21 protein-coding genes are annotated in these 23,488 nt (G+C 33.6%); 20 read left to right on the top strand and 1 reads right to left on the bottom strand.

Annotated elements, in window-relative coordinates; all coding sequences use genetic code 11:
* Nucleotides 1–328 precede the first annotated feature (328 nt).
* From RBG61_RS01750 to RBG61_RS01700, 11 genes are all read left to right on the top strand, one after another.
* On the top strand, nt 329–1,627 hold the full coding sequence (locus tag RBG61_RS01750) for a phenylacetate--CoA ligase family protein (RefSeq protein WP_307945104.1): 1,299 nt from the start codon (nt 329–331) through the stop codon (nt 1,625–1,627).
* A 12-nt stretch (nt 1,628–1,639) separates the two neighbouring features.
* Nucleotides 1,640–3,379 carry an indolepyruvate ferredoxin oxidoreductase subunit alpha gene (iorA, locus tag RBG61_RS01745; protein WP_307945103.1) on the top strand — a complete coding sequence of 580 codons (1,740 nt, stop codon included), beginning with the start codon at nt 1,640–1,642 and terminating at the stop codon, nt 3,377–3,379.
* Nucleotide 3,380: 1 nt separating this feature from the next.
* Complete coding sequence (locus RBG61_RS01740; protein WP_307945101.1) at nt 3,381–3,974, top strand: indolepyruvate oxidoreductase subunit beta; 594 nt, start codon at nt 3,381–3,383, stop codon at nt 3,972–3,974.
* Nucleotides 3,975–4,003: 29 nt separating this feature from the next.
* Complete coding sequence (locus tag RBG61_RS01735) at nt 4,004–5,308, top strand: phenylacetate--CoA ligase family protein (RefSeq protein WP_307945099.1); 1,305 nt, start codon at nt 4,004–4,006, stop codon at nt 5,306–5,308.
* Between the two features lie 15 nt (nt 5,309–5,323).
* On the top strand, nt 5,324–5,746 hold the full coding sequence (locus tag RBG61_RS01730; RefSeq protein WP_307945097.1) for an ACT domain-containing protein: 423 nt from the start codon (nt 5,324–5,326) through the stop codon (nt 5,744–5,746).
* Between the two features lie 281 nt (nt 5,747–6,027).
* The gene (locus RBG61_RS01725; RefSeq protein ID WP_307945094.1) at nt 6,028–7,002 is read left to right on the top strand and encodes a PhoH family protein; all 975 of its coding nucleotides are present in this window, start codon (nt 6,028–6,030) and stop codon (nt 7,000–7,002) included.
* On the top strand, nt 6,995–7,489 hold the full coding sequence (gene ybeY / locus RBG61_RS01720; RefSeq protein WP_307945092.1) for an rRNA maturation RNase YbeY: 495 nt from the start codon (nt 6,995–6,997) through the stop codon (nt 7,487–7,489). Before RBG61_RS01725 ends, ybeY begins: the two co-directional genes overlap by 8 nt.
* Before the next feature lie 32 nt (nt 7,490–7,521).
* Nucleotides 7,522–8,049, top strand: coding sequence for a diacylglycerol kinase family protein (locus RBG61_RS01715; RefSeq protein WP_307945089.1), 528 nt, complete (start codon nt 7,522–7,524; stop codon nt 8,047–8,049).
* Between the two features lie 79 nt (nt 8,050–8,128).
* On the top strand, nt 8,129–9,034 hold the full coding sequence (era, locus tag RBG61_RS01710) for a GTPase Era (protein WP_307945086.1): 906 nt from the start codon (nt 8,129–8,131) through the stop codon (nt 9,032–9,034).
* 193 nt (nt 9,035–9,227) lie between these two features.
* Nucleotides 9,228–9,989, top strand: coding sequence for a DNA repair protein RecO (gene recO / locus RBG61_RS01705; protein ID WP_307945085.1), 762 nt, complete (start codon nt 9,228–9,230; stop codon nt 9,987–9,989).
* Nucleotides 9,990–10,085: 96 nt separating this feature from the next.
* On the top strand, nt 10,086–12,464 hold the full coding sequence (locus RBG61_RS01700; protein WP_307945083.1) for an endonuclease MutS2: 2,379 nt from the start codon (nt 10,086–10,088) through the stop codon (nt 12,462–12,464).
* A 32-nt stretch (nt 12,465–12,496) separates the two neighbouring features.
* On the opposite strand, the gene RBG61_RS01695 is transcribed toward RBG61_RS01700, so the two are convergent.
* Nucleotides 12,497–13,453, bottom strand: coding sequence for an RluA family pseudouridine synthase (locus tag RBG61_RS01695; RefSeq protein WP_307945080.1), 957 nt, complete (start codon nt 13,451–13,453; stop codon nt 12,497–12,499).
* A gap of 160 nt (nt 13,454–13,613) precedes the next feature.
* Here RBG61_RS01695 and pyrE point away from each other — a divergent pair, with 160 nt between their 5' ends.
* The 9 genes from pyrE (at nt 13,614) to RBG61_RS01650 (ending at nt 23,416) form a co-directional block, all read left to right on the top strand.
* Entirely contained in the window at nt 13,614–14,285 is a 672-nt protein-coding gene (gene pyrE / locus RBG61_RS01690; protein WP_307945077.1) for an orotate phosphoribosyltransferase, read from the top strand.
* 33 nt (nt 14,286–14,318) lie between these two features.
* Nucleotides 14,319–15,002, top strand: a complete 684-nt coding sequence (locus RBG61_RS01685) for a JAB domain-containing protein (protein WP_307945075.1) — start codon at nt 14,319–14,321, stop codon at nt 15,000–15,002.
* Between the two features lie 100 nt (nt 15,003–15,102).
* Nucleotides 15,103–17,067: an excinuclease ABC subunit UvrB gene (gene uvrB, locus RBG61_RS01680; RefSeq protein ID WP_307945073.1), complete on the top strand. Its 1,965-nt coding sequence runs from the start codon at nt 15,103–15,105 to the stop codon at nt 17,065–17,067.
* 2 nt (nt 17,068–17,069) lie between these two features.
* Nucleotides 17,070–17,735: a type A chloramphenicol O-acetyltransferase gene (gene catA / locus RBG61_RS01675; protein ID WP_307945070.1), complete on the top strand. Its 666-nt coding sequence runs from the start codon at nt 17,070–17,072 to the stop codon at nt 17,733–17,735.
* Nucleotides 17,736–17,768: 33 nt separating this feature from the next.
* On the top strand, nt 17,769–20,606 hold the full coding sequence (gene uvrA, locus RBG61_RS01670) for an excinuclease ABC subunit UvrA (RefSeq protein WP_307945067.1): 2,838 nt from the start codon (nt 17,769–17,771) through the stop codon (nt 20,604–20,606).
* A 111-nt stretch (nt 20,607–20,717) separates the two neighbouring features.
* Nucleotides 20,718–20,876 (top strand): rubredoxin, encoded by a 159-nt coding sequence (locus RBG61_RS01665; RefSeq protein WP_307945065.1) that lies wholly within the window; start codon nt 20,718–20,720, stop codon nt 20,874–20,876.
* Between the two features lie 81 nt (nt 20,877–20,957).
* Nucleotides 20,958–22,160 (top strand): FprA family A-type flavoprotein, encoded by a 1,203-nt coding sequence (locus RBG61_RS01660; protein ID WP_307945062.1) that lies wholly within the window; start codon nt 20,958–20,960, stop codon nt 22,158–22,160.
* A gap of 171 nt (nt 22,161–22,331) precedes the next feature.
* The gene (locus tag RBG61_RS01655) at nt 22,332–23,165 is read left to right on the top strand and encodes a PHP domain-containing protein (protein ID WP_307945060.1); all 834 of its coding nucleotides are present in this window, start codon (nt 22,332–22,334) and stop codon (nt 23,163–23,165) included.
* 2 nt (nt 23,166–23,167) lie between these two features.
* On the top strand, nt 23,168–23,416 hold the full coding sequence (locus RBG61_RS01650; protein ID WP_307945057.1) for a TIGR03905 family TSCPD domain-containing protein: 249 nt from the start codon (nt 23,168–23,170) through the stop codon (nt 23,414–23,416).
* Nucleotides 23,417–23,488: the final 72 nt, after the last annotated feature.

The following is a 23,488-nucleotide window of genomic DNA, read 5'->3' as shown; positions in this document are numbered from 1 at the left end:
TTCTTGGAAACAGGAATCTAAATAGTGGCTTAATTTTTTTGATATATAAGTTTGAATAAGTTAATATTATTATCGACACATGGAATATATCAGAAATAATAATTACTTAATTTTATAGTAAAAATAAATAAAGATTGGTTTAATATCTCTTTTGCATTATTGCAAAAGAGATATTTTTAAATAAATTTGGTTACAATGTTGCAAGCATATGCTAATTTGATGTATAATGATAATATTGCTTTAAAGTGATAAAGCTTTGACGCAGCAAAATAAGAGATTGATGAATATTTTATATCATACAATCTATACAAAAAGGATGGTCATTATAATGTTTTTTCAAAAAGAAATTGAAACAATGCCTCGAAACAAATTAGAAGAGCTTCAACTTGAAAGATTGAAATGGATGGTAGGCTATTGCTACGATAATGTACCTTTTTATCAAAAACGTTTAAAAGATGCAGGCATAACTGCTGATAAAATTAAGTGTTTGTCTGACTTGCAATACATACCGCTAACAACAAAAGAAGATATACGAGATAACTATCCTTTTGGACTGTTTGCAAAACCAATGAAGGAAATTACAAGACTTCATGCTTCAAGCGGAACTACTGGTAAACCAACCGTTGTAGGTTATACAAAAAGGGATTTAGAAAATTGGTCTGACTGTGTCGCAAGAGTTTGTATGGCTGTTGGCGTAACTGATGAAGATATTGTACAAATTGCATTCGGTTATGGATTATTTACTGGTGCACTTGGCCTTCATTATGGATTGGAGAAAATAGGCGCAACTGTTATTCCTGCTTCAAGTGGAAATACCCAAAAACAGGTTATGCTGTTAAAGGATTTTGGAGTAACTGCATTGGTTAGTACACCGTCTTATGGTTTATATATGAGTGAGGTAGCAAAAGAGCAAGGTATCTCGCTCGATGAATTAAAATTAAAAACCGGCCTTTTTGGTTCAGAAGGTTGTACGCCCGAAATGCGTACACAGATTGAAAAAGCGTTTCATGTGTTTGCGACCGATAACTATGGTATGAGCGAGTTAATGGGGCCTGGTGTTTCCGGTGAATGTTACTTACGATGTGGTATGCATATAAATGAGGACCATTTTCTTCCTGAAATAATTAACTCGAATACAAAAGAAGTATTAGATAAAGGCGAAACAGGAGAGTTAGTTATTACTACAATTACCAAAGAAGGTATTCCAATGCTTCGTTATCGAACAAAAGATATTACTCGTTTGAATTATGATACTTGTGCTTGTGGTAGAACTCATGTTAGAATGGATAAGATAAAAGGTCGAAGTGACGATATGCTAAAGATACGTGGAGTCAATGTTTTTCCGTCTCAAATAGAAAGTGTTTTAGTGGGATTAGAACATATTGGACCACATTATCAATTAATCATACGTAGAGAAGGCTTTATGGATACATTAGAAGTTCAAGTTGAGTTAATCGATAGCTCATTGTTAGAGCAATATGGAAAACTTGAAAAATTACAAAATGACATTAGTGCAAAATTGCGTACTGTGTTAGGAATAGATTCAAAAGTTTCTTTGGTTGAACCAAAATCAATTGAACGATTCCAAGGTAAAGCAAAACGTATTATTGACTTAAGAAACAAATAGGAGGAAGACATAGTGAAACAATTGATGTTAGGAAATGAAGCAGTAGCCAGAGGTCTATATGAAGCTGGTTGTAGCGTAATATCCAGTTATCCGGGAACTCCAAGTACTGAAATTACAGAATATGCTTCAAAATATGATGATATGTATAGTGAATGGGCACCTAATGAAAAGGTAGCAATGGAAGTTGCAATCGGTGCATCTATTGGAGGAAAACGGTCTTTTTGCGCAATGAAACATGTTGGATTAAATGTTGCGGCTGACCCGTTATTTACAGTAGCTTATTCTGGTGTGAATGGTGGTATGGTTATTGCAGTAGCCGATGATCCTGGTATGCATTCGTCTCAAAATGAACAAGATTCCCGTCATTATGCAATTGCATCAAAGGTACCAATGTTAGAACCTTCTGATTCTAGCGAATGTCTTGCTTTTACAAAACTTGCTTTTGAAATTTCTGAACGTTTCGATACACCTGTTATTTTAAGACTTTCAACTCGAATTGCACATTCACAAAGTCTAATAGAAACAGCTGATAGAATTGTTCCTATGCAAAAAGAATACATAAAAAATCCTGCAAAATATGTAATGATGCCTGCTATGGCGAAAGCTCGTCATGTTGTTGTTGAAAAGCGTACATTAGATTTAGTTGAATATGCAGAAACTTCAACAGTAAACAAAGTAATTATGAACAACAGCAAAATTGGTATTATTACTTCTGGTACATCTTATCAATACGCTCGTGAAGCATTGGGTGATGAAGCTAGCTATCTAAAATTAGGTATGGTGAACCCATTGCCAATTAAGTTAATTCAAGATTTTGCCTCTAAGGTTGAAAAGTTATATGTTATTGAAGAACTAGATGATATTTTTGAAACACATTGTAAGAAAATTGGCTTAAATGTTGTTGGAAAAGATATCTTCCCTGTAATTGGTGAGTTCTCTCAGAACTTAATTGCTCAGAAGATGGGTGCTGCCATTAACGACACATTGTCTTTAGAAGAAACAATCCCTGTACGTCCTCCTGTTATGTGTGCTGGATGCCCTCATAGAGGAATGTTCTATACGTTAAGTAAGAATAAAGTGATGGTATCAGGTGATATAGGATGCTATACGCTCGGAGCTCAAGCTCCACTACAGTCAATCGATACAACAATTTGTATGGGCGCATCTATTTCAGGCTTACATGGCTTTAATAAGGCTATGGGTGAAAAAGGTGAAAAATCTTCTGTCGCGGTAATTGGCGATTCTACATTTATGCATTCAGGTATTACCGGTCTTGCAAATATTGCTTATAATAATAGTAATTCTACTGTTATTATTTTAGATAACTCAATAACAGGTATGACAGGGCATCAGCAAAATCCAACAACAGGATATAACATTAAGGGGGAACCTGCAACTAAAATTTCTTTAGAGAAACTTTGTGAAGCTGTTGGTATCAATCGAGTAACAGTTGTTGATCCTTATGATTTAAAACGCTGTGATGAAGTTGTAAAAGAGGAATTAGCGGCAGAAGAACCATCTGTAATTATTGCAAGAAGACCGTGTGCATTACTTAAATCAGTAAAACATAAACCTGCTCTACATGTTGTTAATGATAGCTGTAAAGGATGTAAATCCTGTATGAAGATTGGCTGTCCTGCAATCAGTATAAGAGATAAAAAAGCGGTAATCGATAAAACATTGTGTGTAGGTTGCGGTCTTTGCCAAAGTTTGTGTGCATTTTCTGCGATTCATGAAGGGGAGGAAGCATAATATGAACAGCAATAACATAAATGAAGTTAAGAGTATCATGATTGTAGGCGTTGGTGGTCAAGGAACGCTTCTAGCTAGTAGAATTTTAGGAAATGCAATTTTAGCACAAAACTACGATGTAAAAGTTTCTGAAGTACATGGTATGAGCCAGCGTGGTGGTTCTGTTGTAACCTATGTTCGTTTTGGAAAAGAGGTTTGTTCTCCTGTAATTGATGAAGGTCAAGCTGATATAATTGTTTCTTTTGAACAATTAGAAGCTGCAAGATGGTTGAAGTATTTGAAAAAAGGTGGTAAACTTATTACAAGTACTCAGAAAATAGATCCAATGCCTGTCATTACTGGGGCTGCAACTTATCCCAATAATCTGATTGAACAAATGAAAGAAAAAGGAATTGATTTAGTTGCAGTTGATGCACTTTCATTAGCTGAAGAAGCAGGTTCTTCAAAGGCGACGAATGTTGTGCTTATGGGTGTATTGTCTAATTACTTGGATTTTGAAGATAAGTTTTGGGAAGATGCTATCAATCAATGTGTTCCTTCAAAGTTTTTAGATGTAAATCGAAAAGCCTTTACACTTGGTGAGATGCATAGATAGAAAAAGACAGATTAAAAGGAAGAACATTTATGAAATATTGGGATAAAGATATTGAAACTGCACCAAGAGCTGAACTGGAAGCATTGCAATCATACCGCCTCTCTGTTACGGTAAGGCGAGTTTATGAAAACGTGCCATTTTACAAAGAACTGTTTGATAAACACGGGATTAAACCGGAAGATATTAGAACTGTAAAAGATATCTCTAAGCTACCATTTACCGTAAAACAAGATTTAAGAGATACTTATCCTTATGGTTTGTTTGCTACTGATATGGATAACGTTGTCCGTATTCATGCTTCAAGCGGAACGACAGGAAAACAAACGGTTGTAGGATATACAGAAAACGATATTAACATTTGGGCAGAGATTACTGCAAGAGCGTTAACGGCAGCCGGCGCAGAGGCGAAAGACTTCGTTCATGTTTCTTACGGCTACGGTTTGTTTACAGGCGGAATGGGCATTCATTATGGAACTGAGCGAATTAAAGCAACAGCAATTCCAGCTTCTGTAGGTAATACAAAACGACAAATCCAGATTATGCAGGATTTTGGTTCCTCTATTTTATGTTGTACTCCATCCTATGCATTGTTCATGGCAGAAACAATCAATGAAATGGGAATTGATAAAAATACGTTAAAATTAAAAGCTGGTGTTTTTGGTGCAGAACCATGGACAGAGAATATGCGAAAAGAGATTGAAGCCAAATTAGGAATCAAAGCTTACGATATTTATGGTTTATCCGAAATAATGGGGCCAGGTGTTGCTTTTGAATGTTGTGAACAAAATGGAATGCATATTAACGAAGATCACTTTATTCCTGAGATTATAGATCCAGACACATTAGAGGTACTACCGGATGGTCAAGCGGGAGAATTGGTTTTTACTTGTATTACAAAAGAGGCGCTACCATTAATCCGTTATCTTACAAAAGATATTGCTGTTCTTACGCATGAAAAATGTGCATGTGGAAGAACTTTAGTTAAAATGACTAAGCCACGTGGTAGAAGTGACGATATGTTAATTATAAGAGGTGTAAACGTATTTCCATCTCAAATTGAGAGCGTGTTACTTGATATTAAAAATATCACACCGCATTACCAAATTATTGTTGATAGAGTGAATAATTTAGATACCTTAAAAATTCTTGTAGAAATGCCAACGGATATGGATTTTGATGCAGTCCGTTTAGTGGAAGAAAAAGAACAAGAAATCAAACATGCTATTGAATCCATTTTAGGTATTGCAGCAACAATTAAATTGGTTGAGCCTAAAACGATTGTTCGTTCAGAAGGAAAAGCAAAACGTGTTATCGATAACAGAAATCAATATTAATAGGAGGGCAAGCATATGATTATGAAGCAAATATCTGTATTTGTTGAAAACAAAAGAGGACGGTTAGCAGAAATAACAGAGGTATTAGCAAAAAATAATATTGATATTCGTGCACTTTCTATTGCAGACACAAAAGACTTTGGAATATTACGTTTAATAGTAAATAATCCAGATAAAGCAGTTGAAATATTAAAAGCAGATGGCTTTACTGTTTCCATAACGAAAGTTATTGGAATTGGTATAGATGATAAGCCGGGTGGACTAGCAAAAGCAATGGCTGTTTTATATAGTGAAGCAATCAGCGTTGAGTATATGTATGCTTTTATCAGCAGAAGTGAGAAAACTGCTTATGTTATTTTAAGGGTAGAAAATAATGAAAATGCAATTAAAGTATTGCAAAGCAATGGTTTTAAAATAATGCAATCCCAAGATATTTAATAATAAAAGAGTAAAAGACCTGCATTTTTTGTGCAGGTCTTTTTGTTTATGAAAATATTACAATTTATTGTTTCAAAATTACACAATCTATGTTATAATACTATGGTTAAAATCTATAAATATAATATATAATAAAATAGAGTAGTTGCTGTCTTTTATAAGCAAGCAAATATTTTTATTTTCTCAGTTGATATAATTTTAGTATACTGAGTATGTCTAGTCTTCAAATGAAGAGTGTTTTACTGCTAATTTCTAATTTCAACCAAGAAAGGGTATGTATAATGCAAGAAACTTTCGTTAATTTTGATACTACCGATGAGTTGTTAACTGTTTTTGGGAATCTGGATAAGAACGTTTCACTTCTAGAGAGAGAATTTGGTGTTGCAATTATTTGTCGTGGAACAAATATAAAAATTACGGGATCGGAACAAGGCGTAAAAAAAGCTTCTAAAGCAATTGATGCGCTTATTCAAGCACAAAAAAATGGTGATGCTATTACCGATCAGTCCATACACTATGTTATATCGCTTGTAAATGATAATCAATTAGAGAAATTGAAAACATTGTCTTCTGATTGTGTGTGTGTTACTGCGACAGGAAAACCGATTAAACCAAAAACAACGGGACAAAAATCTTATATAGATGCAATTGCAAAAAATACTATTGTTTTAGGTGTTGGGCCTGCAGGAACCGGAAAAACCTATCTTGCAGTTGCTATGGCAGTTAAAGCTTTTCGTGCACAAGAAATTAACAGAATTATCTTGACTCGCCCTGCAGTTGAAGCTGGTGAAAAGCTTGGATTTTTACCAGGAGATTTACAAACAAAGGTTGACCCGTATTTACGCCCACTATATGACGCATTGTTTGATATGTTTGGTGCTGAAGCATTTCAACGTCAGCTAGAACGTGGTGTAATCGAGGTTGCTCCTTTAGCATATATGCGTGGTAGAACGCTAGACGATTCTTTTATTATTTTAGATGAAGCACAAAATACAACAAGAGAGCAGATGAAAATGTTTTTAACTCGTTTAGGAGCAAATTCAAAAGCTGTTATAACAGGAGATGTAACTCAAATCGACTTGCCTGATGCAAGAAAATCAGGTTTAATTGATGCTGTCAATGTTTTAGTCGATATTGAAGACATCCAAACTGTCTTTTTAAATGAGAAAGACGTTGTAAGAAATAGGATCGTAGGTGAAATCATCAAAGCTTACGGTAAATACGATAGAGAGGCAAAGGAAAAGATAGATGGATAAATTAAAAGTTTTAATAAGCAATAGACAAAAAGAAATTAAAATACCAACAGGTATTCGTATGTTAATTCGCCGTTGTTGTCACGCGGTATTAGTACAAGAGGGATTTGAAGGTAGCGCTGAGGTAAGCGTATCATTTATTTCCAACGAAGAAATTCGATTACTAAATGAGCAATATCGCAATAAGAATACTCCTACAGATGTATTATCATTTCCTTTAGGTGAAAATATGAAATTTGATGTAAATGAAGATACAGGTGCATATATGCTTGGTGATATTGTAATTTCAGCTGAAAAAGCATTTGAACAAGCAGAATTATATGGTCATACCATTCAACGTGAAATTGGATTTTTAACTGTGCATTCTATGCTTCACCTTTTGGGCTATGATCACGAAGAAGGTGGCTTAGAAGCATTAAAAATGCGTGAAAAGGAAGAATTCGTTTTAGATAAACTAGGAATTGCAAGGGATAAAAGTTATATTGTATAACAAAATATAAGAATAAGAAACGGCGGTTAGCTATGATTAGAAAAGATTTCAAAGAGCTGGCAAGGAGTTTTGTATTTGCTTTTAAAGGCATTGCATATTGCGTAAAGAATGAAAGAAATATGCGTATTCATCTTTGTATGGCTGTGTTTGTTACATTGTTTTCTTATTTGTTTGGAGTTTCTTATATAGAATATTTGATTCTTATAATATGTATTGCAATCGTTATAACCGGTGAAATGGTTAATACTGCAATTGAAACTTTAACTAATTTAGAGTCGCCTTCCTATCATTATCTTGCAAAAATTGCAAAAGATGTTGCGGCAGGTGCTGTATTTATTGCGGCAAGTGTTTCTGTTGTTGTTGGAATAGTAATTTTCTTTAAGCCTCAACAATTATGGAACACATTGTTACTGATATTTACAAACCCGTTAAATGTAATTATTTTAATTATATTACTAATTCTTAGTTTTTTATTTATATTCAATGGAACTCAACTTGTAGGTGAACCTAAAACAAAAATTTATCATATGAAGAATTATGACAATAATAATATGAAGTAATGCATATACATTAAAATAGTGGGAAATAGATTCAGCCCAGAAAATAGAACACTGCTGATGATGTTTAGATGGAGAAATTATGGAACAACAAAACACTCGTTCTGCTTTTGTTGCAATTGTAGGAAAGCCGAATGTTGGAAAATCCTCATTATTAAATAAACTATTAGGTGAAAAAGTTGCAATTGTAACAAATAAACCTCAAACGACCAGAACTAAAATTACCGGAGTGTTAACTAAAAACGAAGTTCAGTATGTATTTATTGATACTCCAGGCTTTCATAAAGCAAAAACTAAGCTAAGTGATAGTATGATTAAAGCAGTAAACACATCAATAAAAGATGTGGATATTGTCATGATGGTAGTTGAGCCATCAGGTAAACTAACACAAGCTGAGCTTGATTTAATTGAAAACATTAAGCAACAAAAAATACCTAGCATTTTGATTATCAATAAAATTGATTTAATTTCTAATAAAGAGCTCTTGGTTGCACGTATTGAACAAATAATGCAGCTTCATTCTTTTGATGCTGTTATTCCGATTAGTGTCCAAGAAAACAATGGAGTAGATTTAGTATTAGCCGAATTAGATAAATATGCTGAAGAAGGCGTTCATTTCTTCCCAGATGATACGTTAACCGATCAACCGGAGCGTGTTATTGTATCAGAAATTATTCGTGAAAAAATACTATTGAATTTACATCAAGAAATTCCTCATGGAACTGCAGTGGTTATCGAAAAAATGCGTGAGCGTGAAGGCAAAGATATTATGGATATTGATGCTATGATTTATTGTGAGAAAGATAGTCATAAAGGAATGATTATTGGCAAAAAAGGTGCAGTATTGAAACGAATTGCCTCAACTGCAAGAACAGATATAGAGGAATTTTTAGGTGTAAAAATAAACTTGCAATGTTGGATTAAAGTACGTGAAGACTGGCGAAACAAGGAATCTTTCATACGTAACTTTGGATTGTCAGATAATTAGCTAATACTTTCCACACATTTTTAAAACGAATTAACCAAACATAATAGTAACACAATATATGTTAGGGGATTGATGCTTATGGATGAGAAAAATGCGTGGATTACCTTTGAGCACAGTGGTAAAATTTCTGATTACCTGCTCTATCGAGGTTACAATTCAAACGAGATTCAAACTACATCGGAGGCAGCTACCCATGCTGATCAAAACACAAGGAATCGTGATAAAACACCGCAATATAGGTGAAAATGATAAAATTTTGACGATACTGACAAGTGATTTAGGCGTTATAGAAGTTGCTGCACAACGAAGTAAATCAATGAAGAGTTCGCTTGCCAGTGCGTCACAAATTTTAAGTTATAGTGACTTTTGCCTTTTTAAAGGCAAAAGTAATTACATAGTGAATTCTGCGGAAAGTATTAACTCTTTTTATTCGCTCCGCCTTGATGTAATTAAGCTATCGCTAGCAGGCTATTTTTGCGAGCTAATCGGATATATGTGCAAATCTTCCGATGAAAAGTCTGCAAGTTTTTTAAAGCTTATATTAAATACATTATACTTTTTACAAGAAGATAAAAAAGATGCTTTGTTATTAAAAAGCATCTTTGAATTGCGTTGCCTATCCATAGCGGGTTTCATGCCCAATTTAGTCTGCTGTACCGAATGTGCAACTTTTGAAAAAGAGTTAATGTATTTTTTCCCATTACAAGGTGCACTTGTGTGTGAAGACTGTATTCCAACTTGTGCTTATAAAAATGAAACGTTACGCTACCCGGTTAATCAAGCTGTTCTATCTGCAATGCGATATATAGTTTTTTCAGAAGACCAGCGATTATTTTCGTTTAAATTAAGTGGGCAATCTTTAGAGCAATTAAACTATGTAACAGAAAATTATATGTATTTACATGCAGAAGCAAAATTTAATTCACTTGATATGTACAAGTCCTTGCTTATATAGAGAAACTTTTATATTATCAAGTGAAATGATAACCGAAATTTGGCTATGCCAACAGCTTAGAATAATAAGCTGTTATAAAAAAGGAAGGTTATATTTATGAGTATCATTGAAAAATATACTCGAGTTTTAGAACTCGATAAAATTTTATTACAATTAGCAGAATATACATGCTGTGAATATGCAAAAAATATTGTATTAAATATTAAGCCAAATACGAATTTAGCAATCGTAAAAGAAGAAACAACAAAAACCAATGATGCATTGTATTTAGCATCACATTTTGGAACTCCGTCTTTTTCCAAAATGGACAACCCAATAGACCATTTAAAGCTGGCACAAGTTGGAGGAGTTTTATCACCAAGGAATCTATTAAACATTGCTACAATTTTACGCCAAGTTCGATTACTTCAAGAATGGTTTACACAATGTCAGAATCATCAAAATTCATTAAAATCGATTTTTGAAATGCTAATACCGAATAAAGAGCTTGAAAAGCGTATTAACACTGTTTTTCTCTCTGAGGATGAAATTGACGATTTTGCTAGCGAAGAGTTATTGAATATCAGACGAAAAATAAAACAACTTGGTGCAAAGATTAAAGAAGATTTAGATAAAATGATTCGCTCTTCTACATATCAAAAAGCATTACAGGAAAACATTATCACAATGCGTGATGGTCGATATGTTTTGCCGGTAAAAGCTGAATATAAAGGAGTAGTAAGCGGATTAGTCCACGATACATCATCCAGCGGGGCGACGCTTTTCATTGAGCCGATTTCTGTTGTGGAAGCGAATAATGATATTCGTGTATTAAAATCGAAAGAAAAAGCAGAAATCGAGCGTATACTTGCTGAATTATCAGCTTATTGTGGCGATTTTGCAGACAGCATTTCACGTAATTTTGAAATTGTGATTTGCTTGAATATCTATTTTGCGAAAGCTAGCCTCGCTGTTAATATGAAAGCAATGTTACCTATTATATCAAACGATGGTAAAATAAAACTCAATAAAGCAAGACATCCTCTTATCAGCAAAGACACTGTAGTTCCAATTAGTATTGAGTTGGGTTATAACTATACCTCTTTAGTAATTACAGGCCCGAATACAGGTGGAAAGACTGTTACATTAAAAACATTAGGATTGCTAACTCTAATGACAATGTGCGGCTTGTTAATTCCTGTTTCAGACGATAGTGTAATTTCTATTTTCGATAATATTTTAGTTGATATAGGGGATGAGCAAAGCATTGCACAAAATTTGTCTACTTTCTCGGCTCATATGACGAATATTGTATCAATATTAGATCGAGCAGATGCAAAATCACTTGTTTTAGTTGATGAGCTTGGCTCAGGAACTGACCCTGTAGAAGGTGCTGCAATTGCTACTGCAATATTAGAACAGCTTAGGGAACGTAAAACAATTGTTGCTGCTACTACACATTATGCAGAACTTAAAGTATATGCACTACAAACAAAAGGCGTAATGAATGCGAGCTGTGAGTTTGACGTTAAGACACTAAAGCCAACGTATCGTTTGTTAATTGGTACACCGGGACGTTCCAATGCATTTGAAATTTCAAGAAAATTAGGTTTAAGTGAATCCATTTTAAATGCTGCCTCAGAATATATTGCTCATGATAAAAAGAATTTTGAGGATGTTATTGATGGATTAGAAAGCTCACGTCAGGATTATGAAGAAAAATCGGCTCAATTAGCAAAAGAAGCAAGAGAACTAAAACAATTAAAAGAGGATTTAAAAAATCTAAACCAAAAGGCAATTGATGAAAAAGAAAAAATAATTGAAAAAGCACGCCAAGAGGCAAGTCGAATCGTTGATAACGTTAAATTGGATTCACAATTGTTAATAGATGAATTAGATAAAATAAGAAAAGAAAAGGATAAAGAAAACTTTTCTACTTTGGCAACCCAAGCAAAATCGCAAGTGCGTGGTAGAATTGATAAATTACAGGATAAAGCAAATCCGGTTGTTGCAAGAACTAATGAAGATTACGTTCTTCCTCGCAAGTTGAAAAAAGGTGATACCGTTTTAATTGTTGATATTGATAAGAATGGTGTTGTGCTTGAAGATCAAACAAATGCGAAAACTGTTTTAGTGCAAGCCGGTATTATGAAATCCAGAGTAGATATTAAGAATTTAAGGCTTACAGAAACAAAAAAGGTAAACATAAAAGGCAAAACGACGAGAACTATTTCTTCTAATAAAACTGCCAAAGCAAATATGGAGCTTGATTTGCGAGGTCAAACTGTTGAAGAAGCAATTATGGAGCTTGATATGTTTATTAATCAGTCTATTCTTTCTAATATTGCTCAAGTAACAATTATTCATGGTAAAGGTACAGGAGCATTACGTTCAGCAGTACATTCCTATTTAAAGCAAAGTAAATATATCAAAACATTCCGTCTTGGCGTTTTTGGCGAAGGTGAAGCAGGCGTTACAATTGCTGAAATTAAATAGTATAACAAAACCAGAGAGCTGTTGCTCTCTGGTTAAAATTTATCCTTAAATTCATCACGAAACCAAATTTGTTTTACTTCAAACTCTTTTCCATCTAGATATGAAAGAACCGTTTCATTTATGTCTGACTCAAATTTCAGCTTATAAGAGTAAAGAAGCTGTTGTTTTTGTCCATATTTCATGTTTGTTTTATTGCTACCATATTTGCCATCACCGATTAAAGGATGCCCGATATAAGCCATATGTGCTCTGATTTGATGGGTACGGCCAGTTTTTAAATCCACTTCTACAAGCGTGTTTTCTTTGGAATATTCTAATACTTTATAAGCGGTAATCATGGTCTTTGTATTTTTATTTGGTTTATCAAAAACCTTAACTGTATTATCAGCTTGATTTTTAAAATGATAATGCGTTAATGTATCTTGTTTTTTTTCTAAATGCCCACTGACAACGCAAAGATACAATTTGGTAATTTTTCGCTCTTTGATTTTTTCATTGAGCACCCTTAAAGACTCTGCATTTTTGGCTATAATAACAATACCTGAAGTATTCCGATCAAGTCGATTACACAAAGCAGGGACAAAAGAAGCTTCCACATCAGGATTGTATTCTTTTTTGTCATATAGGTAGTGTAAAGCACGGTTAATTAACGTATCAATTGTATTTTCATTATCCTCATGAACAACAAGACCAGCCTTTTTATCGACCAATAGAATATTGTTGTCTTCATATAAAACATTTATATTTGATGGAACCAATAAAAAATCTTTGTTACTGGACTCCTCAAAAAATTCGTCATTGATATATAATTCTAATTGATCACCAAGGCAAAGCTTATATGAAATATCAGATTTTTTTCCGTTTACTTTGATTCGTTTTAAACGGATATATTTATACATAAGTGTTTTAGGCAAACGGGGAACTGCTTTTTGTAAAAATTTATCTAAACGTTGGTTTTTGTCATTTTCTTTTATAGTAAAAGATTTCATTAGTGACTCCATTTCATATTTAAAGTAAAGCAACTTACAATATAATAAACTGCAAAGATATTATATCATAGAATGTAAATAATTTATAGATTTACTTAAAAAACTTTTCAAATATCGAAAAATAGGATATAATGAAATAAAACAGATGCGAGGTATGAAAATGAATAGTTATAAGCAAGAATTTATTAAATTTATGGTAAGATCAAATGTTTTAACTTTTGGAGATTTTACTGCGAAAAGCGGTAGAAAAACCCCTTATTTTGTAAACACAGGCAACTATAAAACTGGAGAGCAAATTGCCAAGCTAGGTGAATTCTATGCAAATTGCATTAAAGAAAACTTAGGCGATGAATATGATGTTCTATTCGGCCCTGCTTACAAAGGCATACCATTAGTAGTTACAACTGCAGGTGCACTGTATAATCAATTTAAAATCAATAAGAATTACTGCTTTAACCGTAAAGAAGATAAAGATCATGGTGAAGGCGGTTCTATTGTTGGACATAAATTTAAAGATGGCGAAAACGTAGTTATTATTGAAGATGTTATTACTGCCGGAACTGCTATACGTGAATGTTTACCAATTTTAAAAGGTGCTGCAGATGTGAATGTTAAGGGCTTAATCATCTCAGTAGATAGAATGGAAAAAGGTCAAGGAGATAAATCAGCAGTACAAGAAATTCATGAAAATTATGGTATTCAAACATTCCCGATTGTAACAGTAAAAGAAATTATTGAAACACTTTATAATACTCCTATTGATGGGAAAGTGTATATTGATGATATAACAAAACAACGTATGGAAGAGTATTTAGCAAAATACGGAGTATAGATTTTATTATATACTACGAAAGGCTGTTATATGATGCCAAATGAATTGCATAATGGACACCGACAACGACTAAAAAACAGATTTTTAAAAAGTGGTATAGATGTATTTGAACAACACAACATTTTAGAGCTATTGCTTTTTTTTGCAATTCCTAGAATGGATACAAATGATATTGCCCATAATTTAATGAAACGTTTTGGAAACATTGGCGAAGTATTTGATGCTCCGTATGATGAGTTGATTAAAGTGCAAGGGGTAACTTCTAATGCAGCAACGTTGCTCAAATTAGTTCCAAATTTGAGCAGAGTCTATTTAGAAAATAAATATCAACCACTTGAGGTATATGATACCCCTCAAAAATTGAGTAATTATTTTATTCATAAGTTTGTTGGAGTAAATCAAGAACAAGTATATATCATGTGTTTAGATAGTTCTTGTAGTTTTATTCAGTGCGATTTATTGACGCAAGGTACCGTTACTCAAGCAAATATCAGTATTCGTAAAATTGTTGAAACGGTTATTCGTCATAATGCTTGTTCCATTGTTTTAGCTCACAATCACCCAAGAGGTCTAGCAATTCCATCTAATGAAGATATTATTACAACAGTATCAATAAAAAATGCATTAAAACAGCTTGATGTCAATTTACTGGATCATATTATTATAGCACAAGACACTTATGTATCTTTAGTTGAACAAGGTTACATTAGCAAATAACGAAATCATGAGTAATACAAATTCAGATTAAAACTTTATATAAATTACACGTTTTTGATTTATTGTGGTTTTATAATAGGAATATGTAGTGGGTAGAAAAATGAATACTTTTAAATTGAAATCAGAATATAAACCAACAGGAGATCAACCAAAAGCCATTAACTCGTTAGTTAATGGCTTAAATAGCAGTGTAAAGGAACAAACCTTGCTAGGCGTAACTGGATCTGGTAAGACCTTTACTATGGCAAATGTTATTGCACAAGTGAACAAACCCACCTTGGTATTAGCGCATAATAAAATTTTAGCGGCACAGCTATGTAGTGAATTTAAAGAATTCTTTCCAGAAAACGCTGTAGAATATTTTGTTAGCTATTATGATTACTATCAACCGGAAGCCTATATTCCAAATACAGATACTTATATAGAAAAAGATAGTGCGATTAACGATGAAATTGATAAACTTCGTCACTCAGCAACTTTGGCATTGGCTGAACGAAGAGATGTCATAATCGTGTCAAGTGTGTCTTGTATTTATTCCCTGGGAAATCCTATTGATTATCGTACCATGGTTATTTCTTTGCGCCCTAATATGGAAATGAATCGTGACGATTTGTTACGTAAGCTAGTTGGCATTCAATATGAGCGTAATGATGTCAATTTTATTCGTAATAAATTTCGTGTAAGAGGTGACGTTGTAGAAATTTTTCCTGCTGCTGCATTCGATACAGCCATTCGGGTTGAGTTCTTTGGCGATGAGATTGATAGAATAAGTGAAATTAACCCACTTACCGGTGATGTGAAGAATGTTGTAAATCATGCAGCGATTTATCCTGCTTCTCACTACATTGTTCCTCCGGATAAACTGCAAGTTGCATTAAATACAATCGAAGAAGAATTGGAGCAACGAGTTAAATATTTTAAAGATAATCAAATGCTATTAGAAGCGCAACGTATTGAGCAACGAACGCACTATGATATGGAGATGCTACAAGAAATCGGTATATGTAAGGGGATAGAAAACTATTCTCGTATTCTTTCCGGAAGAGAGCCAGGCAGTATCCCATACACTCTTATGGATCACTTTCCTGATGATTTTTTGTTAATCGTTGATGAATCTCATGTTACTATTCCACAAGTTAGAGGAATGTATTTTGGAGATAGAGCAAGAAAAACATCTTTAATTGATTATGGATTCCGTTTACCATCAGCTTATGATAACAGACCATTGAATTTTTCGGAGTTTTATGATAAAACAAACCAAGTAATCTATGTAAGTGCAACCCCAGGACAATTCGAAAAAGAGAATAGTGAACAAATTGTAGAACAAGTAATTCGTCCTACAGGACTAATTGATCCAATGGTTACAGTAAAACCAGTAGAAGGTCAAATTGAAGATTTACTTTCTGAAATTAACACAGTTACTGAAAAAGGCGAAAAAGTTCTAGTTACAACATTAACAAAGAAAATGGCAGAGGATTTAACCACCTATCTTGATTCTATGGGTGTTAAGGTAAAATATTTACACTATGACATTGATACAATTGAACGTATGGAAATCATTCGTGATTTACGTTTAGGTGAATTTGATGTACTGGTTGGAATTAACCTGCTCCGTGAAGGCTTAGACATACCTGAAGTATCACTGGTATGTATTTTAGATGCTGATAAAGAAGGATTTTTACGATCTGAAACTTCTTTGATTCAAACAATTGGGCGTGCGGCAAGAAATGCTAACGGTAGAGTCATTATGTATGCCGACCATGTTACTGGATCAATGGAGCGTGCTTTGCTAGAAACAGATAGGCGTCGTGAAATTCAAATGCAGTATAATAAAGAGAATGGAATTATACCAACAACTATTATTAAAGATGTTCGTGATGTATTAGAAATTTCTAAAAAAGATAATTATGATATTAAGGATATTAAGGCAAGACGTATGGCAAAAGGTGAAAAAGAAGCCTTAATTAAGAAATTAACGCAAGAAATGAAAAATGCAGCAAAATTGCTCGAATTTGAGCATGCTGCATATTTGAGAGACAAAATTGAAAAATTGAAAGAGATTTAATGATGAATTTTAATTATATAGATATTGAGAATTGGAAACGAAAAGAGTATTTTAATCACTATTTAAATACAGTAAGATGTACTTACAGTATGACGGCGAATATAGATATTACCAACTTGCTGGCTTTGTCTAAAAAAAGCAAAAAAAAGCTTTATCCAGTTATGATTTACATGATTACAACAGTTGTTAACAAACATGAGGAGTTTCGTTGTAGTTTTGATACCAATAAAAAGCTAGGTTGCTGGAATAAAATGAATCCAAGTTATACTATTTTTCATAAAGAAGATGAATCGTTTTCAAGTATATGGAGTGAATATAATAATGATTTATCTGTATTTTATGGTAACGCAATGAATGACATTCAGCAATACTCGAATGCAGTCGGCTTTTTACCCAAGCCAAATGAGCCTTCGAATACATTTCCAATTTCATGTATTCCATGGACAAGTTTTACAGGGTTTCAATTGAATATATACAATGAAGGGGACTACTTGTTACCTATTTTTACAATAGGTAGGTATTTTGAACAAGATGGTAAATGGTTATTGCCAATCTCAATACAAGTTCATCACGCGGTATGTGATGGGTATCATGTGAGCCGTTTTATCAATGAGCTTAATGAAATGGCAGCAAATGCGAATGAATGGTTTCCATTTCATTCAGCATAGCTAATACATTACTTAATGAGGAGATTACACAAAATGGCTTTAGAAAAGATTGTAATTAAAGGTGCAAGAGAAAACAATCTAAAAAATATTGATTTAGAAATTCCAAGAGATAAACTTGTTGTATTAACTGGCTTATCCGGATCCGGAAAATCTTCCTTAGCATTTGACACAATTTATGCGGATGGGCAACGACGCTATGTAGAAAGCTTGTCATCTTATGCACGTCAATTTCTAGGCCAAATGCAAAAACCGGATGTTGATTTAATTGAAGGATTGTCTCCTGCAATTTCTATTGATCAAAAAACTACATCTAAGAATCCACGTTCTACCGTTGGAACCGTAACTGAAATATACGATTATCTGCGCTTGCTTTATGCTCGAATTGGAGTACCTCACTGTACAGTATGCGGACGTGAAATTAAGCAACAAACAGTCGACCAAATGGTCGACCGTATTTTAGAATTACCTGAACGAACAAAAATTCAGATTTTAGCTCCTGTGATACGTGCCAGAAAAGGGGAACATCAAAAAGAATTTGAAGCTGCAAGAAAATCCGGCTATGTTCGTGTAAGAGTTGATGGTAATTTATATGATTTATCAGAAGAAATTAAGCTTGAAAAGAATAAGAAGCATAGTATTGAGGTAATTGTTGATAGGCTCGTAATCAATAGTACAATAAAATCTCGTTTGACTGATTCTTTAGAAACTGCAATAGGTTTATCAGGTGGACTTGCAATCATTGATGTTATTGATGGTGAAGAAATCATGTTTTCTCAAAACTATGCTTGTCCTGAGCATGGCGTAAGTATGAGTGAATTAGAACCAAGTATGTTTTCTTTCAATAATCCTTTTGGCGCTTGCGAAAAATGTACTGGATTAGGTACTTTTATGGAAGTGGATCCTGATTTAATTGTTCCTAATAAAAAATTATCCATAAGAGAAGGTGCAATCAAAGCAAGCGGATGGTATTTTGGCGAATCCGGTACAATTGCGCAAATGTACTTTGAAGCACTTGCAGAACATTATAAATTTTCACTAGATACACCTTTTGCTAAACTACCTAAAAAAATAACAGATGTTATTTTCTATGGTACAAAAGGCGAACGAATTAAGATGACTCGTAAAAATGAATACGGTGAGGGTACTTATAATACAGAATTTGAAGGTATCGTTAATAACCTTGAACGAAGGTTTAGAGAAACGCAAAGCAATTATATACGTGATGAAATTGCACAATGTATGAGTACCAATCTTTGTCCTGATTGTTCCGGAGAACGTTTAAAGCCTGAAATATTAGCAGTTACTGTGGGTGACAAAAACATTAGTGATTTTTGTAAATTGTCGGTAAGTGCGGCATATCAATTCATCAGTTCGTTAGAATTAAATCAACGTGATACGATGATTGGAGCACAGATTATCAAAGAAATAAAAGAACGATTATCTTTTTTAGATAGCGTAGGGCTTGATTATTTAACTCTATCACGTTCAGCAGGAACATTATCCGGTGGCGAGAGTCAACGTATTCGTCTTGCAACTCAAATAGGTTCTTCTCTTGTTGGGGTATTGTATATTCTTGATGAGCCGAGTATTGGTTTGCATCAAAAAGACAATGATAAACTAATTGGAACCTTAAAAAAACTAAGAGATTTAGGAAATACTCTAATTGTAGTTGAACATGATGAAGATACCATGTATGCTGCCGATTATATTGTTGACATTGGACCCGGCGCAGGTGTGCATGGTGGTGAAGTTGTATATGCCGGTGATGTACCGCATATTCTTGAATGTGAAGAATCCATTACAGGACAATATTTAAGCGGTAAAAAGTATATTCCGATTCCCGAAACGAGAAGAAAGGGAAATGGTTTAACTTTAACCGTTGAAGGTGCTACTGAAAATAATCTAAAAAATGTGAATGTTGACATCCCACTTGGCACATTAACTTGCGTTACAGGAGTATCAGGATCAGGTAAATCTTCTTTGGTAAATGAAGTAATCTTCAAGCAATTGTCCAAAGTGATGAATAATTCTCGATATAAAGCAGGTGCACATAAAGATATTCTTGGTATTGAAAATATTGATAAGATAATTGATATCAATCAATCACCTATTGGTAGAACCCCTAGATCAAACCCAGCTACCTATACGGGTGTATTTACCGATATTCGAGAGATATTTGCTATGACCAATGAATCCAAAATGAAAGGATATTCGCAAAGTAGATTTTCATTTAATGTAAAAGGCGGTCGTTGCGAAGCTTGCCAAGGTGATGGTATTTTGAAAATTGAAATGCATTTTTTGCCTGATATTTTTGTTCCATGTGAAGTTTGTAAAGGTAAAAGGTATAATAGGGAAACGTTGGAGATAAAATATAAAGGAAAATCAATTGATGATGTTTTAAATATGACAATTGAAGAAGCACTTTCTTTCTTCAATGCTATTCCTAAGATTAAACGAAAGATAGAAACGCTTTATGATGTTGGACTTGGTTATGTCAAGCTTGGCCAACCTGCAACTACATTGTCAGGTGGAGAGGCACAGCGAGTAAAACTTGCTACTGAGTTATCAAAGCGATCAACAGGTAAAACGCTGTATATTTTGGATGAACCAACTACAGGTTTACACGTAGCGGATGTACACAAGCTTATTGAAATGCTGAATCGATTAGTAGAAGCAGGGAATACTGTATTAGTAATTGAACATAACCTTGATGTTATAAAAACAGCGGATTATATTATTGACTTGGGACCTGATGGTGGAGATAAGGGTGGAAAGGTTATTGCCAAAGGAACACCGGAGCAGGTTAGTAAAAATGCAAAATCTTATACTGGACAGTATTTAAAGAAAGTACTTGAAAAAGAAATAAAATAATATTTCAAATAGTCTTTACAAAACTACACTAATATGGTATAGTTTAAATGTAATCAAGATTATTCAAAATGAATATATAATCAACTGAATCAATGAAAAAGGAGAATTGTTATGAAAAGTTATGTATGTGAAGTTTGCGGCTATGTTTATGTTCCAGCAGATGGTTGTGAAGATCAAAACGTTGCACCAGGTACAGCATGGGAAGATGTAAGCGAAGATTTCGTTTGTCCAATCTGTGGCGTAGGCAAGGATCAATTCGTAGAAGAATAGTTCTAAAAAACGCTCTCTATTTAACGAAATCGTAGAATAGAGAGCGTATCTTTTAATTAAGTAGTATGAGGGAGTATCATTATGAACATAAATGAAATAAAAGACAATGTATATAGCGTTAGTGTATTAAACCCTAATTTAAGAGTATTTGATATAGTAATGACAACTGATAACGGAACTAGTTATAATTCTTATATTGTAAAAGGCAGTGAAAAAACTGCTTTAATTGAAACTGCACACCTTAATTATTTCGATTACTTTATTAACAATATAAAAGAAGTAGCTGAATTAGAATCTGTAGAGTATTTAATAATGAATCATAATGAACCAGATCATTCAGGTTCTATCGCAAAGCTATTAGATTTACTACCAAACTTAAAAATAGTTACGTCACAAGCAGGTTCGATTTATATTAAGAATATAATCAATCGTAACGATGCGAATATTATCGTAGCAAAAAACGGTGATTCAATTGATTTAGGTGATAAAACACTTACTTTTTTCAGTGCACCTTTTTTACATTGGCCAGACTCAATGTTTACTTATTTAAAAGAAGATAAAGTTTTATTTTCTTGTGATTTCTTGGGATCACATTATTGTGAACCGGAATTATTCGATACCAACATTCATTACTACGAAGAATATAGCAAAGCGCTAAAAGGCTATTTTGATGCTATTTTTGGTCCTTTTAAGCCGTATGTTGTAAAAGGGTTAAATATAGTAAAGGAATTAGATTTTGATTGTGCTGCACCAAGTCATGGTCCAGTCCTTACCAAACATGGATTGCTTGATGAAGTAATAGCGAAATATACTGAATGGAGCAATCCAACTGTTCATAATAATAAACAAATTCCAATTTTCTATTGTAGTGCATATGGTAATACGCAGTTAATAGCAGAAAGTATTGCAGTAGGAATTAAAGAAACCATTACAGATGCCAATATTGAATTGTTGGATATTATTAAATATGATATGAACCTATTATCGCAAAAGCTGAATGAAAGTGACGCATTCTTGGTCGGTTCGCCAACTATAAATAAGGATGCAGTTCCTCCGGTTTGGGTACTATTGTCTCATGTTGATGCAATTAACATAGCAAAGAAACCAACAGCAGTATTCGGTTCTTATGGCTGGAGCGGCGAAGCAACAAAATTTATTAGACAACGTTTAGAAAGCTTAAAAACAAATGTCTATGAAGAGGATTTTAGAATAACTTTTGTTCCAACTGAGTCAGACTTAAATAAGGCTAAGGAGTTTGGAAAAGCTTTTGCTTTAACTATCTAACAAATTTCTAATAGATGCTCCACCTTTTTTAGGTGGAGTGTTGTTAGTTTAATTGATTAAAAAGGCACTTTTCATAAAAACAATTTTAGAGTATAATAATGATAAAGCACTTCATTTTATTTAACATAAATTTATAGAATGGATTTGCAATAATGTTTAAGGATGATGTTGGTGGTAGGCGATTTACACGTTCATACTCGTGATTCAGATGGTTCACAAACAATAGAGCAGGTGGTTAGTCAGGCACAGAAAATAGGGTTACAATATATTTCAATAACCAATCATGACTGCATTACAGATATATCAAAAGTGCAATGTAACAATAGTATTCAAATTATTCCCGGAGTAGAGTTATCGGCATATGATACAACTCGAAAACGTAGAATTCATATTTTATGCTATCTTCCCCAAGATTTAAAACCAATTGAAGCAATTTGTAATATTACAACACATAATAGAACTGAAGCAGGACTAGAAATGGCTCAAAGGGTATCAAAATTATATCCTATTACAGTTGAAGATGTATTGGAAATAGCGAAAGATAGTCGGTGTATCTATAAGCAGCATATTGCTAAAGCGTTGATGAACGCCGGTTATATGACTGAAATATTCAGTGAGCTCTATGATGAACTATTTGACTTTAAAAGTGGAAGCTGCATTGTTAATTGTAAGCAACCTGACGTTTATGAGGTATTAGATGCTGTAAAGCAATCAGGTGGAATTAGTGTAATGGCTCACCCCTTTACATACGATAGTATTGATGTGTTGAATGAATTATTGTCGCAAAACCTTTTAGATGGAATTGAAGTATGGTCAAGTAAATCTTCAAAAGCGCAAGAAGAGTACTTAATGGAATTGGTAAATAAACACAAGTTAATACCAACTGGTGGATCTGACTTTCATGGTGCATACTCATCTCGAATTAGTCCGTTAGGTGCAAAAAGAACACCAATTCACTCAATACAATCCTTATTAAATTTTAGCAATAAAAAACAGGAGAAATAAAAATGACGCATTTATACAAAACAAAAGGCACATGTTCAAGAAACATTAAAGTTACTATCGAAGATGGCATTATTACTGATGTTGCATTTGATGGCGGCTGTAATGGTAACTTAAAAGGCATTTCAAAGCTTACTATTGGAAGAAAGGCAACAGATGTTATTGCAACTTTAAAAGGCATTGATTGCAACGGTCGAGGTACTTCTTGTCCTGATCAATTATCAAAAGCAATTGAAGAAGCACTTTCTAAATAAGACAATTATCACTCAGAATGTACTATAGTGACTTTAATAAGTAGACCTAATATCGTAGCAGCGTAAGAAAGC

Source organism: Paludicola sp. MB14-C6 (genome assembly GCF_030908625.1).
Taxonomy (GTDB): domain Bacteria; phylum Bacillota; class Clostridia; order Oscillospirales; family Ruminococcaceae; genus Paludihabitans.
The sequence above is the reverse complement of the archived record's forward strand: the minus strand, read 5'-3'. Positions and strand labels throughout refer to the sequence as shown.

Bases quoted from the DNA above. Each gene is read 5' to 3' on its own strand.
- RBG61_RS01750 (WP_307945104.1), top strand. From the start codon at position 329: ATGTTTTTTCAAAAAGAAATTGAAACAATGCCTCGAAACAAATTAGAA.
- RBG61_RS01740 (WP_307945101.1), top strand. From the start codon at position 3,381: ATGAACAGCAATAACATAAATGAAGTTAAGAGTATCATGATTGTAGGC.
- RBG61_RS01735 (WP_307945099.1), top strand. From the start codon at position 4,004: ATGAAATATTGGGATAAAGATATTGAAACTGCACCAAGAGCTGAACTG.
- RBG61_RS01730 (WP_307945097.1), top strand. From the start codon at position 5,324: ATGATTATGAAGCAAATATCTGTATTTGTTGAAAACAAAAGAGGACGG.
- RBG61_RS01725 (WP_307945094.1), top strand. From the start codon at position 6,028: ATGCAAGAAACTTTCGTTAATTTTGATACTACCGATGAGTTGTTAACT.
- ybeY (WP_307945092.1), top strand. From the start codon at position 6,995: ATGGATAAATTAAAAGTTTTAATAAGCAATAGACAAAAAGAAATTAAA.
- RBG61_RS01715 (WP_307945089.1), top strand. From the start codon at position 7,522: ATGATTAGAAAAGATTTCAAAGAGCTGGCAAGGAGTTTTGTATTTGCT.
- era (WP_307945086.1), top strand. From the start codon at position 8,129: ATGGAACAACAAAACACTCGTTCTGCTTTTGTTGCAATTGTAGGAAAG.
- recO (WP_307945085.1), top strand. From the start codon at position 9,228: ATGCTGATCAAAACACAAGGAATCGTGATAAAACACCGCAATATAGGT.
- RBG61_RS01700 (WP_307945083.1), top strand. From the start codon at position 10,086: ATGAGTATCATTGAAAAATATACTCGAGTTTTAGAACTCGATAAAATT.
- RBG61_RS01695 (WP_307945080.1), bottom strand. From the start codon at position 13,453: ATGAAATCTTTTACTATAAAAGAAAATGACAAAAACCAACGTTTAGAT.
- pyrE (WP_307945077.1), top strand. From the start codon at position 13,614: ATGAATAGTTATAAGCAAGAATTTATTAAATTTATGGTAAGATCAAAT.
- RBG61_RS01685 (WP_307945075.1), top strand. From the start codon at position 14,319: ATGCCAAATGAATTGCATAATGGACACCGACAACGACTAAAAAACAGA.
- uvrB (WP_307945073.1), top strand. From the start codon at position 15,103: ATGAATACTTTTAAATTGAAATCAGAATATAAACCAACAGGAGATCAA.
- catA (WP_307945070.1), top strand. From the start codon at position 17,070: ATGAATTTTAATTATATAGATATTGAGAATTGGAAACGAAAAGAGTAT.
- uvrA (WP_307945067.1), top strand. From the start codon at position 17,769: ATGGCTTTAGAAAAGATTGTAATTAAAGGTGCAAGAGAAAACAATCTA.
- RBG61_RS01665 (WP_307945065.1), top strand. From the start codon at position 20,718: ATGAAAAGTTATGTATGTGAAGTTTGCGGCTATGTTTATGTTCCAGCA.
- RBG61_RS01660 (WP_307945062.1), top strand. From the start codon at position 20,958: ATGAACATAAATGAAATAAAAGACAATGTATATAGCGTTAGTGTATTA.
- RBG61_RS01650 (WP_307945057.1), top strand. From the start codon at position 23,168: ATGACGCATTTATACAAAACAAAAGGCACATGTTCAAGAAACATTAAA.